This window comes from Enterococcus sp. AZ077, assembly GCF_051714965.1.
In the GTDB taxonomy this organism is placed as follows: domain Bacteria; phylum Bacillota; class Bacilli; order Lactobacillales; family Enterococcaceae; genus Enterococcus_B; species Enterococcus_B hirae.
Window position 1 is genome coordinate 1,684,382 of record NZ_JBIOSX010000001.1, and the last position, 21,087, is coordinate 1,705,468.

Annotated in this window: 15 protein-coding genes and 1 pseudogene; 3 read left to right on the top strand and 13 right to left on the bottom strand. The window is 36.3% G+C overall.

Annotated features, from left to right (window positions below):
- Positions 1–189: 189 nt before the first annotated feature.
- Together uvrA and uvrB are read right to left on the bottom strand one after the other, a co-directional pair.
- Complete coding sequence (gene uvrA, locus IGL28_RS07660) at positions 190–3,027, bottom strand: excinuclease ABC subunit UvrA (RefSeq protein WP_081127457.1); 2,838 nt, start codon at positions 3,025–3,027, stop codon at positions 190–192.
- Between the two features lie 9 nt (positions 3,028–3,036).
- Positions 3,037–5,031, bottom strand: a complete 1,995-nt coding sequence (gene uvrB, locus IGL28_RS07665) for an excinuclease ABC subunit UvrB (protein ID WP_034698271.1) — start codon at positions 5,029–5,031, stop codon at positions 3,037–3,039.
- 387 nt (positions 5,032–5,418) lie between these two features.
- Here uvrB and IGL28_RS07670 point away from each other — a divergent pair, with 387 nt between their 5' ends.
- The gene (locus tag IGL28_RS07670; protein ID WP_010737741.1) at positions 5,419–6,915 is read left to right on the top strand and encodes an amino acid ABC transporter substrate-binding protein/permease; all 1,497 of its coding nucleotides are present in this window, start codon (positions 5,419–5,421) and stop codon (positions 6,913–6,915) included.
- Between the two features lies 1 nt (position 6,916).
- On the top strand, positions 6,917–7,654 hold the full coding sequence (locus IGL28_RS07675) for an amino acid ABC transporter ATP-binding protein (protein WP_010718943.1): 738 nt from the start codon (positions 6,917–6,919) through the stop codon (positions 7,652–7,654).
- 270 nt (positions 7,655–7,924) lie between these two features.
- Here the strand turns inward: IGL28_RS07675 and dnaJ are convergent, their stop codons facing one another.
- From dnaJ to IGL28_RS07720, 9 genes and pseudogenes are all read right to left on the bottom strand, one after another.
- Positions 7,925–9,091 carry a molecular chaperone DnaJ gene (gene dnaJ / locus IGL28_RS07680; protein ID WP_010718942.1) on the bottom strand — a complete coding sequence of 389 codons (1,167 nt, stop codon included), beginning with the start codon at positions 9,089–9,091 and terminating at the stop codon, positions 7,925–7,927.
- Between the two features lie 662 nt (positions 9,092–9,753).
- A complete protein-coding gene (dnaK, locus tag IGL28_RS07685; RefSeq protein WP_081127455.1) occupies positions 9,754–11,586 on the bottom strand; it encodes a molecular chaperone DnaK in 1,833 nt (610 codons plus the stop codon).
- 41 nt (positions 11,587–11,627) lie between these two features.
- A complete protein-coding gene (gene grpE / locus IGL28_RS07690) occupies positions 11,628–12,191 on the bottom strand; it encodes a nucleotide exchange factor GrpE (RefSeq protein ID WP_081127453.1) in 564 nt (187 codons plus the stop codon).
- 45 nt (positions 12,192–12,236) lie between these two features.
- The gene (hrcA, locus tag IGL28_RS07695; RefSeq protein WP_081127452.1) at positions 12,237–13,280 is read right to left on the bottom strand and encodes a heat-inducible transcriptional repressor HrcA; all 1,044 of its coding nucleotides are present in this window, start codon (positions 13,278–13,280) and stop codon (positions 12,237–12,239) included.
- A gap of 246 nt (positions 13,281–13,526) precedes the next feature.
- On the bottom strand, positions 13,527–14,693 hold the full coding sequence (gene hemW, locus IGL28_RS07700) for a radical SAM family heme chaperone HemW (RefSeq protein ID WP_438843940.1): 1,167 nt from the start codon (positions 14,691–14,693) through the stop codon (positions 13,527–13,529).
- 89 nt (positions 14,694–14,782) lie between these two features.
- Positions 14,783–14,971 (bottom strand): annotated as a pseudogene (locus IGL28_RS07705) (tyrosine-type recombinase/integrase); the annotation flags it as partial.
- Between the two features lie 154 nt (positions 14,972–15,125).
- Complete coding sequence (locus tag IGL28_RS07710) at positions 15,126–15,527, bottom strand: type II toxin-antitoxin system death-on-curing family toxin (RefSeq protein WP_053766865.1); 402 nt, start codon at positions 15,525–15,527, stop codon at positions 15,126–15,128.
- Positions 15,527–15,769, bottom strand: coding sequence for a hypothetical protein (locus tag IGL28_RS07715; protein ID WP_010718931.1), 243 nt, complete (start codon positions 15,767–15,769; stop codon positions 15,527–15,529). The genes IGL28_RS07710 and IGL28_RS07715 overlap by 1 nt, the downstream gene beginning before the upstream one ends.
- A gap of 58 nt (positions 15,770–15,827) precedes the next feature.
- Positions 15,828–16,163, bottom strand: coding sequence for a hypothetical protein (locus tag IGL28_RS07720; protein ID WP_081127449.1), 336 nt, complete (start codon positions 16,161–16,163; stop codon positions 15,828–15,830).
- A 1,204-nt stretch (positions 16,164–17,367) separates the two neighbouring features.
- Between IGL28_RS07720 and IGL28_RS07725 the strand changes: the two genes are divergently transcribed.
- Complete coding sequence (locus IGL28_RS07725; protein ID WP_232088578.1) at positions 17,368–17,751, top strand: ImmA/IrrE family metallo-endopeptidase; 384 nt, start codon at positions 17,368–17,370, stop codon at positions 17,749–17,751.
- Between the two features lie 229 nt (positions 17,752–17,980).
- Here IGL28_RS07725 and IGL28_RS07730 read toward each other — a convergent pair whose 3' ends face one another.
- Positions 17,981–19,588: a hypothetical protein gene (locus IGL28_RS07730; protein WP_081127447.1), complete on the bottom strand. Its 1,608-nt coding sequence runs from the start codon at positions 19,586–19,588 to the stop codon at positions 17,981–17,983.
- Between the two features lie 102 nt (positions 19,589–19,690).
- Entirely contained in the window at positions 19,691–20,902 is a 1,212-nt protein-coding gene (locus tag IGL28_RS07735) for a DNA cytosine methyltransferase (protein WP_081127446.1), read from the bottom strand.
- Positions 20,903–21,087 lie beyond the last annotated feature (185 nt).

The window sequence follows — 21,087 nt, forward strand, 5'->3', positions numbered from 1 at the left end:
GGAATATCATACCATAAAGAAAAAAGCAATCAAAGGAATCTCCTCCGATTGCTCAATTCTTTTTTGAACGGATTGAACTTATAGGAAGTTTTTATCTATACCAATTAGTGTAGAAAGAACTACCATGTTTCGTATTTTAGTCTATACTAGTCAATAAAACAAGAATAGATACTTGATTTTAATTTTTTTTTAACTATCCAGTTGGTTTTCACCATTCATGATTTTTTTTAAGTATCGACCAGTATAACTCTCTTTCACCTCAATGATTTCTTCAGGTGTACCAGTGGCTAAAATCGTACCGCCACCTTCCCCGCCTTCTGGTCCAAGATCAATAATATGATCAGCGGTTTTAATAACATCAAGGTTATGCTCAATCACTAATACCGTATTCCCTGCATCTACTAAACGTTGCAAGACATCAAGTAGCCGGGCAATATCATCTGTATGCAAACCAGTCGTTGGTTCATCCAAAATATAAAAGTTCTTACCATTCGCTATTTTGTGTAATTCACTAGCGAGTTTCATCCGCTGTGCTTCCCCACCAGATAATGTTGTAGCTGGTTGCCCCATCGTAACGTAGCCTAGACCAACATCGACAATGGTTTGAAGTTTTCGATGAATCTTAGGGATTGGTTGGAAAAATTCAACGGCATCTTCAACCGTCATTTCTAAAATATCTGCAATACTTTTTCCTTTATAATGAACTTCTAGCGTTTCAGAATTATATCGCTTCCCATGACAAACTTCACAAGGAACGTAAACGTCAGGTAGAAAGTGCATTTCAATCTTAATAATTCCATCGCCTCGGCAGGCTTCACAACGTCCACCTTTAACGTTGAAACTAAAACGGCCTTTTTTATACCCACGCATTTTAGCTTCATTTGTTTGTGCAAATAAATCTCTGATATCATCAAATACACTAGTATATGTCGCAGGATTGCTTCGTGGTGTGCGCCCAATCGGACTTTGATCGATATCAATGATTTTTTCAATACTTTCATAACCGGAAATTGATTTGAATTTACCAGGTTTTGCTGAATTACGGTTGATTTTTTGTGCAAGAGCTCGTTTTAGGATACTATTGACCAATGTACTCTTACCTGAACCAGACACACCAGTTACCGCAACAAATTCTCCTAAAGGAAATTCCACTGAAATATTTTTCAAATTATTTTCCGTTGCCCCAGTGATTTTGATGGCTTTTCCATTCCCTTTTCGGCGTTCAGTTGGAACTGGGATACTCTTTTTACCGGATAGATATTGTCCAGTCAAAGAGTCTTCATCAGCAGCCACTTCCGCAGGCGTGCCAGCTGAAACGATTTCTCCTCCTTGATGTCCGGCACCAGGGCCTACATCAATCAAATAATCTGCCGCACGCATCGTATCTTCATCATGCTCGACCACAACCAGGGTGTTCCCTAGATCACGCATTTTCTTCAATGAACCGATCAAACGGTCGTTATCTCTTTGATGGAGTCCGATAGAAGGCTCATCTAAAATATAAAGAACTCCTGAGAGATTCGAGCCAATTTGAGTGGCCAAACGGATCCGCTGTGCTTCTCCTCCTGAAAGAGTTCCTGATGCACGACTCAGCGTTAAATAATCGAGACCAACATTTTCTAAAAATGAAAGTCGATCATTCACTTCTTTTAAAATCGGTTTAGCTATTACTTTTTCTTGGTCTGAAAGGGTCAAATTTGAAAAGAAGTTGACCGCTTTTTGGATAGACAACTCGTTCGTTTGTCCAATATTCGTCCCATTGATTTGAACGGATAAAGCTTGAGGATTCAAACGATACCCATGACAAGTTTGACAAGTCAATTCAGTCATATATTGTCTCATTTGCTCTCTTGTGAAATCACTGTTTGTATCATGGTACCGACGCTTAATGTTTTTCAATACCCCTTCAAAAGTTGTTTCAACATCACGAACACCACCGAAATCATTCTCATAGTGGAAATGGAACAGCTCGTCTGTCCCATTGAGCACGATTTCTTGATGTTCAAGTGGCAACTCTTCAAAAGGCGTCTCCATATCAATCCCATAACTTTCACAGGCTTGAGCCAGCATCTGTGGATAGTATTGTGAACTGATTGGATTCCAAGGGACGATCGCTCCTTGACTCAACGTCTTCGTACGATCAGGTATCACTAAATCTTGGTCCACTTCTAATTTGACACCAAGACCATCACAATCAGGACAAGCACCAAATGGCGCATTGAAAGAAAACAGTCTTGGTTCCAATTCACCAACAGTAAAGCCACAATAAGGACAAGCGTAATGCTCGCTAAACAGCATTTCCTCTTCTCCGATGACATCAATCAAAACATAGCCTTCTGCTAAACGCAAGGCAGCTTCGATTGAATCAAACAAACGTGAACGGATTCCTTCTTTTATGATGACACGGTCTATGACAATTGCGATATCATGCTTTTTATTTTTTTCTAATTCTGGTACTTCACTTAAGTCATAGATTTCTCCATCCACTCGAACACGTACGTATCCTTCTTTTTGAATACGTTCAAAAACTTTTTTATGTTGGCCTTTTTTCTTGACAATGATCGGCGCAAGAACTTGAATTTTAGTTCGTTCAGGTAATTCTAAAACTTTATCAGCCATTTGATCAATAGATTGGCTGGTGATCTCAATGTGATCATTCGGACAGATAGGATGCCCTACACGTGCAAACAGCAATCGGAGATAATCATTGATTTCTGTGACAGTTCCTACCGTTGAACGAGGGTTTTTACTAGTTGTTTTTTGATCAATTGAAATTGCTGGACTTAGCCCATCAATACTATCAACATCCGGTTTATCCATTTGCCCTAAAAATTGGCGTGCATAAGCAGAAAGACTTTCGACATATCTTCTTTGTCCTTCTGCATATAATGTATCGAATGCTAACGAACTTTTCCCAGAACCAGATAATCCAGTGACCACCACAAATTTATCTCGCGGAATTGTCACATTGATGTTTTTTAAATTGTGGGCTCTTGCACCATGGATAATTATTTTATCATTTGCCATATAATCCCCCTACTCTGACGCCTTTAGTTCAAGAATCATATCCCGTACATTTGCGGCTGTCTCGAAATCTAATGCTTTAGCAGCATCTTTCATTTCTTTTTCTAATTTCATTAATAATGTAGCTTTTTCTTCTCTTGTCATTTCTTCATAGGATACTTGAACCGTTTCTTTTGCATCATCTTCGGATTCTTTCGTGATGGAAATCAAATCACGGATCTCTTTGATGATCGTTTTCGGCACGATACCATGCTCTTGATTATATTGTTCTTGGATACTACGTCGTCTAGCAGTTTCATCGATAGCCTTGCGCATCGAATCAGTCACTTTGTCCGCATACATAATCACTTTTCCTTCTGCATTCCGTGCTGCACGTCCAATCGTCTGTACTAAAGAACGTTCGCTCCGTAAAAAGCCTTCTTTATCTGCATCCAAAATCGCTACTAGCGAAACTTCCGGTACATCAAGTCCTTCACGTAACAAGTTGATTCCTACAAGTACATCGAATTCACCTAAACGAAGATCACGAATGATTTCGGTACGCTCTAATGTTTTGATATCACTATGCAGATATTTGACTTTGATTCCTAATTCTTTAAAATAATCAGTCAAATCTTCAGACATTTTCTTTGTCAATGTAGTTACAAACACGCGCTGATCTTTTTCAACTCGTTCATTGATTTCTCCTACCAGATCATCAATTTGCCCCATGATCGGCCGCACTTCGATGATTGGATCTAGTAGCCCAGTTGGTCGGATGATCTGTTGAATCACTGTATCCGTTTGTTCATACTCATATGGACCAGGCGTAGCAGATACATAAACGATTTGATTCACGTGCTTTTCAAACTCTTCTAATCGTAACGGACGATTGTCTAATGCCGATGGTAAACGAAAACCATAATCGACTAACATCTGTTTTCTTGCGCGGTCACCATTGTACATTCCCCGAATTTGCGGCATTGTCACATGCGATTCATCAATAATCATTAATGAATCTTCGGGAAAGAAATCAAGTAATGTGTATGGTGGCTCACCTTCTTTTCGACCATCCATGTGTCGCGAATAATTTTCGATTCCAGATGTATAACCCATCTCTAACATCATTTCAATATCATAGTTCGTTCGTTGTTCTAGCCGTTGAGCCTCTAACAATTTATTCTCATTCCGCAAAACTGTCAAACGTTGTTCCAGTTCCGCTTTGATATTTGCAACCGCATGTTCCATGTGTTCATCATTTGTAACAAAGTGAGTCGCTGGAAATATCGCCACATGCTCAGTTTCTCCCAAGACCTCACCAGTCAACGCATTGACTTCACGAATCCTTTCGACCTCATCCCCAAAAAATTCAACACGCAACGCACGTTCATCCCGACTGGCTGGGAAAATCTCCACAACGTCCCCACGTACTCGAAAACGACCACGTTGAAAATCAATATCGTTGCGCTCAAATTGGATACTAACTAAATCACGAATCAATTGATTACGATCAAGCTCAGCTCCTTGTCTAATTGAAACGACTTGTTTTTGATACTCAAAAGGTGAACCCAAACCAAAGATGCAAGAAACAGAAGCAATCACGATCACGTCATTTCGTTCTAATAACGAACTGGTTGCCGAATGTCGTAATTTATCAATTTCATCATTGACACTAGAATCCTTTTCAATGTAAGTATCACTTGAAGGGACATAAGCTTCAGGTTGATAATAATCGTAATAAGATACAAAATATTCAACTGCATTATTGGGGAAAAATTCTTTGAACTCCCCATATAATTGTCCAGCTAATGTTTTATTGTGGGCAATAATCAATGTTGGCTTATTCACTTTTTCAATCAAATTCGAAACGGTGTACGTCTTCCCTGTACCAGTTGCTCCTAAAAGTATCTGAGCTTTCTTTCCACCAACTACCCCATCAACTAACTGTGTAATGGCTTCGGGTTGATCTCCTGCTGGTTGATATTTTGACACCAACTCAAAGTGTCGGGAGGTATCTCTTTCTATCATATTTCATCCTCCTTTTCATTCTTTCCTCTTCATTTTACGACCACAAAAAAGAAAAGGAAAGCAAAGGCATTCCTTGTTGATTTATTATACCACACCGAACATACTTTCGCTACTTTTGAGTTTTTTCTTTTCTACTATATTATATAAATTCATACATGTATTATGTAGTAAATTAGGCAGCAAAATTATATATCAATAATGTCCCTTAAGTAATTATTTATCTTACGTCAGATTCCTCTCTACATTTATTATGTTACATTTTATAACATAGATTGTTACAAAATGACATTTTTTTTATTTTTTTCAGCAACTCAGCTTGTATCTATTATTAGTTTTCGCATATAATAGGAAAATATGAAAAGTTATTGAAATTTTAGGAGGTTAATTATGAAAAAAAAGCATTTGCTTCATACGATTATTTTCATAATGACAGGACTTGTCACATTTGCGCTTAGCAATCCTGTACAAGCTGACGATAAAACTACTGCTGACTCAAGTACGAGCGAGACGATGCAAAAAATAGAACCTAAGAAAGAGACGTATGTCATTGCCAGCGATTCAGCTTTTGCACCTTTCGAGTTTCAAAACGCTGAAGGCAAATACGAGGGAATTGATGTTGGATTAATGGAGGCAATCTCCAAACTGCAAGGATTTAACCTACGTATGGATTATCGTGGTTTCTCTGCTGCGCTACAAGCGTTAGAATCTGGTCAAGCAGATGGAATGATCGCAGGAATGACTGTGACCGATGAACGAAAAAAAAGCTATGATTTCTCAGATCCTTATTTTGAAAGCGGGATTCAAATCGCTGTCAAAAAAGGAGACAATTCAATCAAGTCCTATGAAGACCTAAAAGGAAAAACAGTAGGTGCCAAAGTTGGAACTGAAAGTGCTGATTTTTTAAATGCCCACGAAGACCAGTACGGCTATACCATCAAGTACTTCGATTCTGCAGATCAGTTATATGACGGATTGAGAGTTGGCGCAATTGACGCCATGATGGACGACTACCCTGTTATCGGCTATGCAATTAAAAACAATCAACAATTAGAAACACCGATTGCTAAAGAATCTGGTGGTAAATACGCTTTTGCTGTGAAAAAAGGCCAAAATCCTGAACTATTACAAATGTTCAACGAAGGTCTAAAAGAATTAAAACGAACTGGCGAATACGATAAAATCATCAACAAATATATCTCAACAGATAATACGCCTACTAAAGCCAGCAAAGATGAATCTACACTAACTGGTCTATTACAAAACAACTACAAAGTTTTACTAAAAGGTTTATGGCAAACGATCTTATTAACTTTAATTTCATTCGCCTTGGCATTAGTTGTTGGTGTTATCTTTGGTTTATTCAGCGTAGCGCCAATCAGAGCCCTACGAACAATTGCAAGTATTTATGTCGATGTTATCCGCGGTATTCCAATGATGGTTCTTGCATTCTTCATCTTCTTTGGATTACCAGGTATCGTCGGATTTACTATTCCCGACTTCATTGCCGGGATTATCACACTAACTTTGAACGCCAGCGCTTATATCGCAGAAATCGTTCGTGGTGGGATCAAAGCTGTGCCAGTTGGTCAAATGGAAGCTTCTCGCAGTTTAGGACTTTCATATAATCGAACCATGCAAAAAATCATCTTACCACAAGCAATCAAGATCATGTTGCCATCTTTCGTGAACCAATTCGTTATTTCATTGAAAGATACAACAATCATCTCAGCGATCGGTGTGGTAGAGTTACTGCAAACTGGTAAAATTATCGTTGCACGTACGACACAAAGTACGTACGTCTATCTAATTATTGCTATCATGTATTTGATCCTCATTACTATTCTGACAAAATTAGCAAAAGTTTTAGAAAAGAAGGTGAAATAAGATGGCTGAAAAAATTCTAGTTGAACATCTTGTAAAAAAATACGGTGAAAATACCGTTTTAAATGATATCAATGTTTCAATCAACGAAGGTGACGTTGTTTGTATCATCGGTCCTTCCGGTTCAGGAAAAAGTACCTTCCTACGTTGCTTAAACCGTCTAGAAGAGCCTTCAGACGGCGAAATCATCATTGATGGAGCCCACTTAATGGACAAAAACACCGATATCAATTTGGTAAGACAACACATCGGAATGGTATTCCAACATTTTAATCTATTCCCACATCTTTCAGTGCTAGAAAACATTACATTAGCACCAATGGATTTGAAAAAAGAATCAAAAGAAGCCGCTGAAAAGAAAGCAATCAAATTGCTACAAACCGTCGGCCTTGAAGATAAAAAAGACATGTATCCAGAAATGCTTTCTGGTGGACAAAAACAACGGGTCGCTATCGCTCGTGCTCTAGCGATGAATCCTGATATCATGCTCTTCGACGAACCAACTTCTGCACTAGACCCGGAAATGGTCGGAGATGTCTTGAACGTCATGAAAAAATTAGCTAAGCAAGGGATGACGATGGTTATCGTTACACACGAAATGGGCTTTGCTAAAGAAGTTGCCAATCGTGTCATGTTTATTGATGGAGGGAATTTCCTAGAAGATGGCACACCACAACAAATCTTTGAAAATCCACAAAATGAACGAACAAAAGATTTCCTAGATAAAGTACTAGATATTTAACCTTAAGATGATGAAATTGTTAAAGACCGTTGCAAAAGGATGCCTATCCCTTGCAACGGTCTTTATTTTAAAGGCATTTATAAAATTGACAAAAAAACACTTGATTCCTTTTTGTCCTCTTCTTTCGTCCCTGCTTTAATTATTTGTATGCCACTTTCTCCTGTCTAAATAAAAAAAAGCAAATCAATAAGAGGGCGGGCGATTCTCCAGCAATTAGATGTTGGTCTAACTGCCAGAGATGCTAGCTGAATTTATTGATTTGCTTTTCTTTTATTTTCTTTTCTTACCGCCAAAGGCATCTTTCACTTTATCAAAGAAGCCATCTTCTTGTTGTTCTTCTACTTTGATGCCGCCAGCTTCAGCAAAAGCACGCAATGCTTCACGTTGCTGTTCATTTAAGTTCTTCGGCGTGATCAACTTCACTTTCACATGTTGATCCCCAGTAGCTCCTCCACGAAGTTTAGGCGCTCCTTTGCCACGTAAACGGAAATTCGTTCCTGTTTGCGTACCTGCCGGAATTTTAAGTTTGACATCTCCATGAACGGTTGGCACTTTTACTTCATCACCTAAAGCAGCTTGTACAAAACTCAATGGCAATTCGTAATAGATCTCTGAACCATCACGATCGAAAATATCACTTTCTTCCACACGGAATACAACATATAGATCACCAAATGGTCCGCCGTTTTCCCCAGCTTCACCTTGACCTGCCAGACGCATTTGTTGTCCTTCTTCTACACCTGCTGGTACATTCACCTTAACAGAATGTGCTTTCTTTTCGTGACCAGAACCATGACAAGTTGGACAAGGATCTTTGATTTCTTTACCAGTACCATGACAAACGTCACAAGTTTGACGACTCATCACACGGCCAAGTGGCGTTTGACGTTCCACATTGATTGTCCCTGATCCATGACACTTATGACAAGTTGTTGGTTGTGTTCCAGGTTTCGCACCATTTCCATGGCAAGTATGACAAATTTCTTCTCGGTTATACTTGATTTCTTTTTCTACGCCAAAAATCGCTTCTTCAAAAGAAAGATCGATCGTGTACTGTAAATCCGCACCCTGTCTTGGCGCATTAGGGTCTACCGTACGACCGCCACCGCCAAAGAATGAATCAAAGATATCTTCGAAGCCACCAAAACCGCCACCTGAAAAGCCGCCAAAACCACCAAAGCCGCCACCGGCTCCACCAGCGCCATAGTTTGGATCGGTACCTGCGTGTCCATATTGATCATAAGCTGCCCGTTTTTGCGGGTCACTTAAAATTTCATAAGCTTCTGATACTTCTTTGAATTTTTCTTCTGCATCAGCTTCTTTATTGATATCTGGATGATATTTTTTTGATAGCTTTCGATAAGCTTTTTTAATTTCATCTTCAGAAGCTCCTTTTGAGAGCCCTAAGACTTCGTAATAATCACGTTTTGTTGCCATAGGCTTTCCTCCTATTGGTTCTCATCATTTCCACGTCGCTTGTTATCATATCATACTTTTACGAAAACAAAAACTGCTACTTTCAAGTATTTAAAAAAGGAAGCTAGTTTAAGGATCATACCTAAGTCAAGTTTTCCAAATTGAAGGAAGAATATTCCTCAAATCTTATCTTATGACCAGATCGAACTACCTCAAAGCAACAGCTATTGTCCAAGAAATTCTCCCATTGTTCTTATGACTTCTGTTATTCAACAGGCATAATCATGCACATCAAATCTCCAAACAATAAGGTCTCTATTTTGCGCATCATTCTTGAAAAAGAACGCCCAATAACCTTTTAGGCCACGCTAAATGTAGCACTATCGGAAAATAATCCGAAGAATCTCGAAAATATGAGAATCTATTTTCGCATTCTTCGGATTATTTCTTAGAGCTGATCTCTTTTGCTAAACCTTCTTTCAAGCATTGGCACTAAAAACGAATGGTAAAGCAAATTGTTGTATAAACTTCGATTCACTCGTTTTTTAGATCCTGCTTAATATTGTTTAACAACGTATTCAAAAGGTTGTATTGTATGATAACAGTCCCAGCTAGAGAAGGGGAAAACCTTCTCTACTGAAACTTGTCATTTCTACTAAACAGCTAACGATTATTTAATGAGATTATTTTTTGTTGTCTCCGTCGACTTCTTCAAAGTCAGCGTCTACTACATCATCTGCACCTGTTTGCGCTGCTTCTGGATTTTCTTGTGCTTGTTGTTGCGCAGCTTGTTCATACAATTTAACTGTCAAGTTTTGCACGATTTCATTCAAAGCATCACGTTTTGTTTTCATTTCTTCGATATTGTTTGCTTCAACAGCAGCTTTCAATTCATCGCGAGCTTCTTCCGCTTTTTTCACTTCTTCTGCGTCAACTTTACCTTCTAATTCTTTGAGTGTTTTGTCAACTGAGAATAATAAAGCATCAATATCGTTACGTAAGTCTACTTCTTCTTTACGTGCTTTATCTGCTTCTGCATTCGCTTCTGCATCTTTTACCATGCGTTCGATTTCATCATCAGTTAAACCTGAAGAAGATTTAATCGTGATTTTTTGTTCTTTTTGTGTACCTAGGTCTTTAGCAGAAACATTCACGATACCATTTTTATCAATGTCAAAAGTAACTTCGATTTGTGGCACACCACGTGGTGCTGCAGGAATATCTGTTAATTGGAATCTTCCTAATGTTTTGTTGTCAGCAGCCATTGGACGTTCACCTTGCAAGACATGGATATCTACAGCAGGTTGATTATCTGCAGCCGTTGAGAACACTTGTGATTTACTTGTAGGGATCGTTGTGTTTCGATCAATTAATTTAGTAAAGACGCCACCCATTGTTTCAATACCTAATGATAACGGAGTAACATCAAGTAACACAACGTCTTTGACATCACCTGTGATAACCCCACCTTGGATAGCAGCACCCATCGCTACTACTTCATCTGGGTTAACAGATTTGTTTGGTTCTTTTCCAGTTTCTTTTCTTACTGCTTCAACAACTGCAGGAATACGTGTTGAACCACCAACTAAGATAACTTCATCAATTTCAGATTGTGATAAACCAGCATCTTTCAAGGCTTGTCGTACTGGAATTTTTGTACGCTCTACTAAATCAGCGGTTAATTCATCAAATTTCGCACGAGTCAATGTCATTTCTAAGTGAAGAGGACCTGCTTCTCCAGCTGTGATGAACGGTAAGCTGATTTGTGTGCTTGATACACCAGATAAATCTTTTTTCGCTTTTTCTGCAGCATCTTTCAAACGTTGCAATGCCATTTTATCTTGTGATAAATCAATGCCGTTTTCTTTTTTGAACTCAGCTACCATGTGATCAATGATTTTGTTATCGAAGTCATCCCCACCTAGATGGTTATCTCCAGCTGTTGATAGTACGTCAAATACGCCATCACCTAATTCAAGGATAGATACGTCGAACGTACCACCACCAAGGTCAAATACTAGGATTTTTTCATCACGATCTGTTTTATCCAAGCCATAAGCAAGCGCTGCAGCAGTTGGTTCATTTACAATACGTTCAACTTCTAAGCCAGCAATTTTACCAGCATCTTTTGTTGCTTGACGTTGTGCATCATTGAAGTAAGCAGGCACAGTAATAACTGCTTTTTCAACTTTTTCACCTAGATAGTCTTCAGCGAATCCTTTGATATATTGAAGGATCATTGCAGAGATTTCTTGTGGTGTATATGATTTTCCTTCTACTTCTACTTTATAGCCTGGTTCACCGATATGGCGTTTGATCGATGAAATCGTATTTGGATTCGTTACTGCTTGACGTTTAGCAACTTCACCCACTTGAATTTCCCCATTTTTAAATGAGACAACAGAAGGAGTTGTACGGTTACCTTCTGGATTTGCAATAATTTTTGCTTCGTTTCCTTCTAAAACAGCTACTGCTGAATTGGTTGTACCTAAGTCAATACCGATAATTTTACTCATAATTAACGTCTCCTTATCTTAGTTAATTTTATATCATGACATTATTGCGCAACAATAACCATTGTTGGTCTTAATACGCGGTCATGTAATTTGTAACCTTCTTGTAGTACTTCGACGATTGTGTCAGCTGGAAGTTCCTCAGTCGCTGACACGGTTTGTACAGCTTGATGGAGGTTCGGATCAAAAGCCTCTCCTTTTGCTGGGATTTTTTCGATTCCTTCTTCTTTAAGTGCTTGTTTCAAGCTTTCTAGTACCATTTCGACACCTTTTTTCAAACTTGCACCCTGATCATCAGCCACATCTGTAGCCAAAGCACGCTCTAAGTTATCAATTGAAGGTAATAATTTTTTAGCAAGATCTTGTGAACGATATTTTTGTAATTGTTCACGCTCATTTTTACTTCGATTTGCAATATTTGCAATCTCAGCTCGAGCACGTAAATATTTATCTTCCAACTCTTCCATTTCAGCCTTTAAATTTAAACGCTCAAATTCTTCAGCTTCTACGTCAGAGACACCTGAGTCTTCCGTCGCTTCCGTATCGATTTCCGTATCTTCTTGAATATCCGCTACGTCTTTTTCTAACTCTTCTTTTTTTTCTTTCACAAGACACACTCCTTTTCGTTAATCAGTCAGTGATTCGTTTTCATGCTAAGATCCAGTCAAATCAATTGATCGATAATAATCAGCAAGCTTGTTCGCTAATTCTTGACGATAGACATCTACCAGACCCAGCATTTTTGAATAAGGCATACTGGTTGGTCCTAACAAGGCTATTGTACCTCGACCGTGTCCAGCAATCTCGTAACTTGCTTGGATCATGCTCATATTTTGTAAAAGCTCATTTCCTAATTCAGATCCAATTTTGATGTGGATGTTACTATCCGTTGGGACGATCATTTGGGTTAATTCATAAGTATCTGTCATAAACGAAAACATCGATTTGAATTGCTCCAGATCTTGGTGGAGTTCATAATCTAGTAGATTCATTTGTCCACTTACATAAATTTTGTCTTCAAACGCATGTCCGAGTATCGTATCAAAAAGATTTGATATCCCTTCAGTTGTCTGAAAATATCTATGCAAAATCATTGGAATCTCTGTCCGCAATTTATGATAGACAGTCATCAATGGATCTCCCACCAATCGTTCATTGACAATGCGAACAATTTTTTCTAAATCTTGGCTTCCTAGATTTTCAGGAAGTGTAAAAACTTGGCTTTCTACATTTCCTTTATCGGTTACTACAATCGCAATCACTTGACGACTATTTAAAGGAACGATACGAAAACCAGTCAAACGGCGGTCTTTAATTTCTGGGCCTAACGAGAAGGTTGTGTAACTAGTCAGCTCGGATAAAATCTCAGCAGATTGTTGAATAATCTCGTTAATTTCATGAAATTCTTTGCTTAAAGACAGCCGAATCTGCTGCAGATCATCATTGGTTATACGAGCAGGTTTTAGCAAATGGTCCACATAATGCCGATAACCTAATGCTGAAGGAATCCTTCCTGATGAAGAATGAGTTTTAAGTAACAACCCAGCGTCTTCTAAGGCTTTCATGTCATTACGGATCGTTGCTGAGCTTGCCTTGACTCCATCTTCCATTAAGGTTTTGGAGCCAACGGGTATACCGCTACTCGTATAGTTTTGGATGATCAGACGTAAAATCTCACTTTGTCTTTGTGTTAACATCTTCTTCACCTCTCATTAGCACTCATATCTTCTAAGTGCTAACCCACTTACTAATATAGCAAGAAGCGCATAGTGTGTCAAGAAAAAGAACACCACTTTTAGCACTCTCATTTAACGAGTGCTAAAAGTGGTGTTCTCTGATAAATACATTGATAGATCAACACGAAAGATAAATAGGTTTCTTAATACCTTCCATTATTTAATCGATCTATAAAGAAATTTAAAGGTTTTATTGACCTCTCACAACTATTTTTCAAGCAAGAAACGTTCAAATACTTCATTTCCTAGAAAAGTTCCTTTTGGCGTTAAATAAATTCGATCGGATTCATTGACCAATAATCCTTCTTTTTCTAAATCTGTCAAAACCTTTGAATAAAGCGATTCGATTGTTTGCTGATAACGTTCGTAAAAATGTCGTTTGGAAATTCCTATCTTTTTCCTTAACCCAAGAAACATTTCTTCCTCGATTTGATTTTCTCTTAAAAGTACTTCAGTTTCCAAAACAGGGAGTTCTCCTACTCTTAATGGACGTAAATAATGTTGAATCGGTCCCTTATTACGGTATCGTTTATTCCCAAGATATCCACTTGCACCTGCGCCAAAGCCGAAATAATGATCATTGTTCCAATACATCAAATTGTGTTTTGATTCATGCCCATCCAACCCAAAATTACTGATCTCATATTGATGACGTCCCTTTTTTTCCATTGCTTGTATGGTTTCTTCAAACATCCGCGTTTCGGTTTCTTGATCAGGCAGTTCTAAACGCCCTTGCCGCACCCAATTCATAAACATCGTTTTATTTTCTAAAATCAATGAATACAATGAATAATGGGGCAAATCAAGTGCAAGTGCTTGATTCAATGTCTCTCGATAGCCCTCTAACGTTTGTCCAGGTAACGCATAAATCAGATCAATACTCACATTCGTAAAGTTTTCTTCTTCTAAAAAACGCATTGTTTGGTAAACATCCTCTGCGGTATGTTTCCGCCCAATTTTTTTCAGCAACCGATTATCAAAAGTTTGCACCCCCATTGATAAACGATTCACTCCATAATTTTTCATGACCTGAAGCTTTTCTTTCGTTAGATCTCCAGGATTCGCTTCAACCGTAAATTCTTTTCCTTCTTTAAAAGGCAATATTTCCCTAGCGCCTACTAACAAACGATCCAATTGCACTGCAGTCAAAGACGTAGGTGTCCCACCACCAACATACAGTGTTTCTAATTCTTTTACAGGATGTTGTTCAAGTGTGATTTCCATTTCTTTTAGAAGCATCTCGACATATTCATCTACGGGTTGACCTTCTAAAAATACTTTATTAAAGTCACAGTAATAACAGATATGCTCACAAAATGGGATATGGATATACGCAGAAACCTTTTGTTCTGCGGAATTGGTTGTTTCATTCATTAAACTAAATTCTCCTTACGTCGAAAAGTCGTACCTGTTTTCGACCACTCTTATAAAAGCATACTAACCGTATTTTCCAAACAAATCCACTAAAAAATCCAAGAATCGACTTCTTGGACTAGTTTTTCTTTGGTTGTATTGGTTACTTGGTTATAAATCTCTAAAGTTGTTTTCATGTTGGAATGACCCACTCGCTCCATGATCGCTTTGATCGGAACGCCTGCTTCTGCTAAAAGAGAAATATGTGTGTAGCGAAAAGTATGCGTAGTCACATGTTTATTAGAATAATTGAAATTGAAATAACATGAGAAAAGAAGTAGCTATAATTAAATACGCAATTTTTTTCATTTTTCACCTCTGTTACGCAAAAAAAGAAGACTGATTTCCTCATCAATCTTCTTTCTTTTTTATAAAACACTTAATTATAAATTTTTAGTTCATCATATGATCATTAATTGTGTCGACAACACTTCTTTTTAATTGATCAAAATCTTCTGAATCATGCGTAGCTATCTTGACAACAAAATCAATGGCTTCGTTTTGTTTAAAGGATACTTTGACCTGATTTAACCGTAAAAAGACATCCATCGCCATAAAAGCGGTACGTTTATTTGCATTTTGAAAGGGGTGTTTCTTAATAAGATTGATTCCTAAGATGGCTGCTTTTTCTTCAATCGTTTCGTACAACTCTTGACCAAATATTTCCTGACGCGGCTGGTTTACAGCCATAGCTAATGCACTTGCATCTCTTACACCGGTCATTTCACCTGGTGTTTGCCAGCTGATTAAGTGGACATTCATTTTTATGATATCTTTTTCTGTCAGGTAGTTGATCAATGGTTTGCCAACTCCTTGTACATCTGTTCATAGTCATGAAATGAATCATTAATCAATTGGTCTATTTTTAAGTCGTGTGAAGATTTTGGCTCTTTTTTACTGATGGCTTCAATTAACTTTTCTTCATCTACATAAACAAAATCATTTTCTTTTACACCAATTTTTTCCAATACTTCTTTTGACAAAGTCAAAACGATTGAATTTCCACTTTTTCTAATTTTTCTTTCCTTGATTTCCATCTTAAACGCCTCCTTAAGTTATACCGTATATACAGTATAGCTTAAACCAGGGCGTATATCAATTGAAGGAATTTTTTGTGTTCTCTTTCTCATTTTCTTGTTCTGCGATTAAACTAAATAAAAGTTTTTCTGATTCTTCCAAACTTCTAAAATCTGGTTCTAATTGTTCCATTCGATTCATAGGTAGCACATACTTCGTTAGTAATTCTTGATCTTGTTCTTGATCAAAATAAGCTTTTCCTGCTTGGGTTAATGCAAGTTCTTCCAAGTTATATACGGTCATATTTAGATTATCCATCTCTTCAGTATTCTGTGGTTCATCAAACTCCTCTTTCACCTCTTTCTCATCTAGTGATAGCTCTTGTTCGAGAGTTAGCTCATCTGATTCTGCCAATGAACGATCTTCTGGATTTTCTATAGGAATTTCCGTTTACATATCTATAAAGATAATTTGATAAAACCTTTTTCTTAGATTTCTTATTTATTTTTGTACTTAGCTAATTGAACCACCTGTTTGGATAGTTGATCAAAATTAGTTGTCACAACATTTGCTCGAATTACTTCAATAGTTGAAGCCAATCACTAGCAAACAAACGCCAGTAAAAACCACTTTATTCGCTTTTTGTTGTGACAATTTTTCACTTTCGGATGTTTCTCTTTTTTCTCCTTTTTCTTGACCTTTTTTAAATTCATAGTTCCTCCTGATTTCTTATTTTTAGACAAAAAAATAGACCTAGTTATACTTGAATTTCCAAGGAAATAACTAGGTCTATATGCTATAATAGTTGAGACAGTAAAGTTTATGCGGTGGCTAATCCCAATAGAAACGGGGTGATGCCTATGTTGATTTGTGGCTTGATCCCTAGAAAGGAATAAGCTTGTCTGTTTTTGAAGCGCTAATGTTTGCAATAGCTTTTGCAACGTTAGTTCTGACAATCAGCAATCACAAAAACGACAAAAAATAACCGCAATTTAAACTTAGGCAGTTTGAACGGTTATTTTTTGTAACTATTATTAAACTGAGCCACCGTCTTAAACGGTGCTGTCAAAAGGGAACTGTTAGCGCAGTTCCTTTTTTCATGTTCATTATAGCATATTCTTTCTCTTTTGTTCAATTGTTTCATCATTCTACATTTAACCTTCCACAAAGAGCAGACATTTTTTGACAAGATCTTCTCGATTTGAGTAAATTCTCAAAATCAACAATTGTTTTTCTACCTCAATCTTATAAAGAATTATATTGTAATCTATCTGTCACTCTAATTTGAAAAACTATCAACTATAATCCAAACTCTTTCACCATCTCTTTATTGCTCACACTATCACTTTGCTCCGCTTTCATTAATTCTTGAGAAACTTGTTTCGCTATTTTATAATTCTCGTATTCTTCCTACTCTTTAATATCAATTACCGCAAATTTTCCATGCCCATTTTTTGTTAAAAAAAGTAGTAACAGTAAAGAATAAGATATCTACAAATACATATAGCGACGTTTGGACATTTCCTGTTTTAAGTAATTTTTTTAATTCTCTACTTTATTTATAATGAACGCTCAGATAAAGTGACTTATTACTATTCAAAATAACTTAAGTAAGAAAATGCTTGGATCAATTACGAAAGTATATGGTGAGATCATCATCAACACCAATCAAAACTTAATGCTTGAACGCCAAAACTTTACAAAAATGCATGAGATAATCTATTACTATAGGGATATACCCTATCTTGGAGAATCTCATGCATTTTTTGATATGAATTTAGAAGACACCTGTTTACCAGAAGACTATGAAAAAGAACTTAGAGCCAATATAGGCGTCAGTATTCTTATGGCGAACGATCAAGCGCTTTCCTATGCACTAAGAAAATGTAGAAACTTTGACGAAGTAGCCAACTACTTTTTTATGAGTAAATCAGCGCTTAGAAAAAGAATCCTCCAGTATTTGGAATTTACTGGAGGATATACTAGCTTTCAATTTATTTAAAAATTATTACTACAAACAAAGGCTCTTCTATTAATAATTTATCACAAGTGGTTTTAAACAATATATTTAAAATAGCGTTATTAGTAGAGCTACACCAATAAAAATTCTATGATATTGTCCTATAACATTAGCTTTCATAACGTATCTTAGTAAAGATTTATACTTTACAGGTTCATTTTGAAGTCTTTCATAGATTATGGGATCATATTACGTATCTTCATAGGAAGCCTTACTTTTTATTTTTACACACCCAACCAATTGCATCTTCGGGTGGATTATCTATATCAATCCAAATAAATTCCAGACCAATCCCCCTATTTAAGTCATCGAATTTAGTTAAACGAATTGCATTTATTCCTAGTTCATTGAGTCTTTCACCAGTTAAAACTTCATACTCATCAAGTTGGAACACTCCACGTAAAATCCATTCACCTAATATTCCTTGTTTGTTTTTTGATTGAATTCCTTTACCGTTATCTTGATTAATGTATGCTAAGACTTTATTTCCACTTGGAATAAATTCCAATGAAAAAGTTCTTTGTTCTTTATCTAAAGCTAATTTTGATGTTCCGTTTATAAAAGTTCCAATATTTTTCCCAAAAAAATCTGGATTTTCATTATGAAATTTCTTTGATTCAGGTATGGGAATATACATTTCACTTACAGGACGATAAACCATTGAAAACACTGCAGTTTTTACCTTTTCATCACCAATTGAAATAAGCTTATCCCTAAGTTTATTCCGTACTTTTTTCATTTCTTTTTTATCATCTTTAGTGGGATAATCTTTCAATAAAATTTCTCTTAAATATAAAATAATTATATCCATATCATCTTTCGTCACTACATTTTTAAATTTTTCATAGAATGAGTTAATTCTGTTCTCTCTATAGTTGTTAGCCTTTGCTAATTTTGTAGCTCCATCAAATCCATTATAGCCCGAACTTCCTTCAACAATACCTTTTTCATTCGCTATCATCCAAGAAACAGTTTGTCCCAGTGGTTTAATTTCAGGTAAATTTATTGCTCCTGCATTCAAGTTCTCAAAGAAAGCAAATGCATCCTGGACATAATTAACATCCCAGGTATCTACAACGATTTCTTTATTATGAAAATTCATAAATAATTGCGAATCAGCATCTGCATATTTATAAGTATGATGACCGTCCGTAAATTTAAAATTTGTTGCATTTCTTAAAGCAGTTGCTCCCAAAATTACAATATTATTGATATCAATTGGTAGATAACTAGTTTCTCCCACATGAATTTGAGGAACTTCTCCTCTTTTTGAAGGCATTAAAACATGATATACAGCATCCACATTTACATCATTGCATGCATCGAATCCTTTAATCAACTCTTTAGAAGATGCAATTCGTTCATTTCTTAATCTGGCTATTTCCATAGCCACTTTTCTATATAGAGGTTCATTTTTTTCATCAGCTAGTTTCTTATCACCAAGTAAATCCGCATTTTTTCTAGCTTCAGCTAAAATCGTACTCCAACCATTCAAAATACTACTTGCTTTAAATTGAGCAATTTTTTGGTCGCCAGAATGTATTCCAAAAGATTTAATACCAACTAAATATTTATGTCTATCATCTAATTTCAACGAAGCATCATAGCTTGTATTTGCTATATCTTCACCAATTGCACCAAATGACCTTTGAAAGGCTGTTTCCTGAAACTTTGAATTTACAATAGGGGCAACTCTTTTTGTTATTTGTACATCTATTTCGTTATCTGATTTTTGAGAAAAAGCCTCACTTAAGCTGGCAAAATTAGTTATTAAGGATTTGTATTTTTCTTTTTTATGTACATCAAGTTGATTCCACATATTAAAAACACCTTACTTATTATTTTATAAATAAAGTATAACAAAAAAAGACCAACAAATCATAATAAAGTTGGTCTTTTTCTAAACATAATTAATCATTTATTATTCAAAATTATAAAAATCCATTTGACGATTTTTTTGGACATTACGTAAATATTCATCTCGACTCATAAAAGTAATGTTATGTTCTTCTTCAAATTTTTTAAGCTCTTGTTCACTATTAACTGTTCTTACAAGTTCAGATCTACCACTAAAACGACCATCCATTATAGTATGCATGATAGCATATTTCCCATTTGGTATTACTTTTATTAATTCGTCACTTTTTTCCAACGCTTCATCTATTTTTTCGGCAATTCTTTGTATTACAGGAACAACCACACTATTACCTGCTTGCTTATATAATTGTCCATTAGAAATATTTGGCAACTTAAAATTAGCAGGAAAGCCTTGAACATTAAAAGTTTCCTTTGGTGTTAATTTTCTTATACGTCCATCATTAGTTAAAATTAGAGGAACGTTATGTCCACCTGTTCCCATGTTAGCTGTCAATGTAGGTACTACTCCTGATTTGTTTTCTCGAACGTATTGTCGTCGCCATTGATAGACCGTATCTTGGGAAGTAATATTAGGATACAATTTATCCCAAAATGGTGTTTTTGTCTCATCATAATAATATCTTTCATCGGCATCTAGATTAAAATCAATAACGCTATCTAATTTATTTGTTAACCTAATTTTTTCAGGGAAACTAAAGGATTCATAAGCTTCTTTTGACTTAAAGCCAACAATGTATATTCTCTCTCTATTTTGTGGAACATTACCATAATCTTTTCCATTAAGTACTTTCCATTTTATAAAATAGTTACTCATCACTAGGGCTTCTCTTATTACCTTAAAAGTATTTCCATGATCGTGTGTAACCATATTTTTTACATTTTCTACAAATATAGCCTCGGGTTTCTTCTCATTAATAATTTTCAATAGTTCAAAAAAAAGATCTCCACGTTCGTCCTCAAAACCTTTTCTATAGCCTGCAATCGAAAATGCCTGACAAGGGAAACCACCGATAACTAAATTAGCTTCCGGTACAACCGACATATCTTTTGTGACTTCATGAATATCCCTTTCATCCAAATGTGTTTCTGGATGATTTTCACGGTAGGTAATAATAGCATTACTATCAAATTCGTTTGCATACAGTACTCTGAACTTGCCAGTATTTGTAAAACCTAGCTCAATTCCTCCTACACCAGAGAAAAACGCCGCAATTGTTCGTTTATCCTCCATTGAAGAACTTACAGAATTTCCCATGTATTACACTCTCTTTTCTTAATAAATTTTCTATATAACTCTCACATTGTAGCACATTTGTTCGCATATTGCAGCCCCAACATTATATTACTTACTAATTTCTATAGAAGTCACAGTAATAACAGATATGCTCACAAAATGGGATATGGATATACGCAGAAACCTTTTGTTCTGCGGAATTGGTT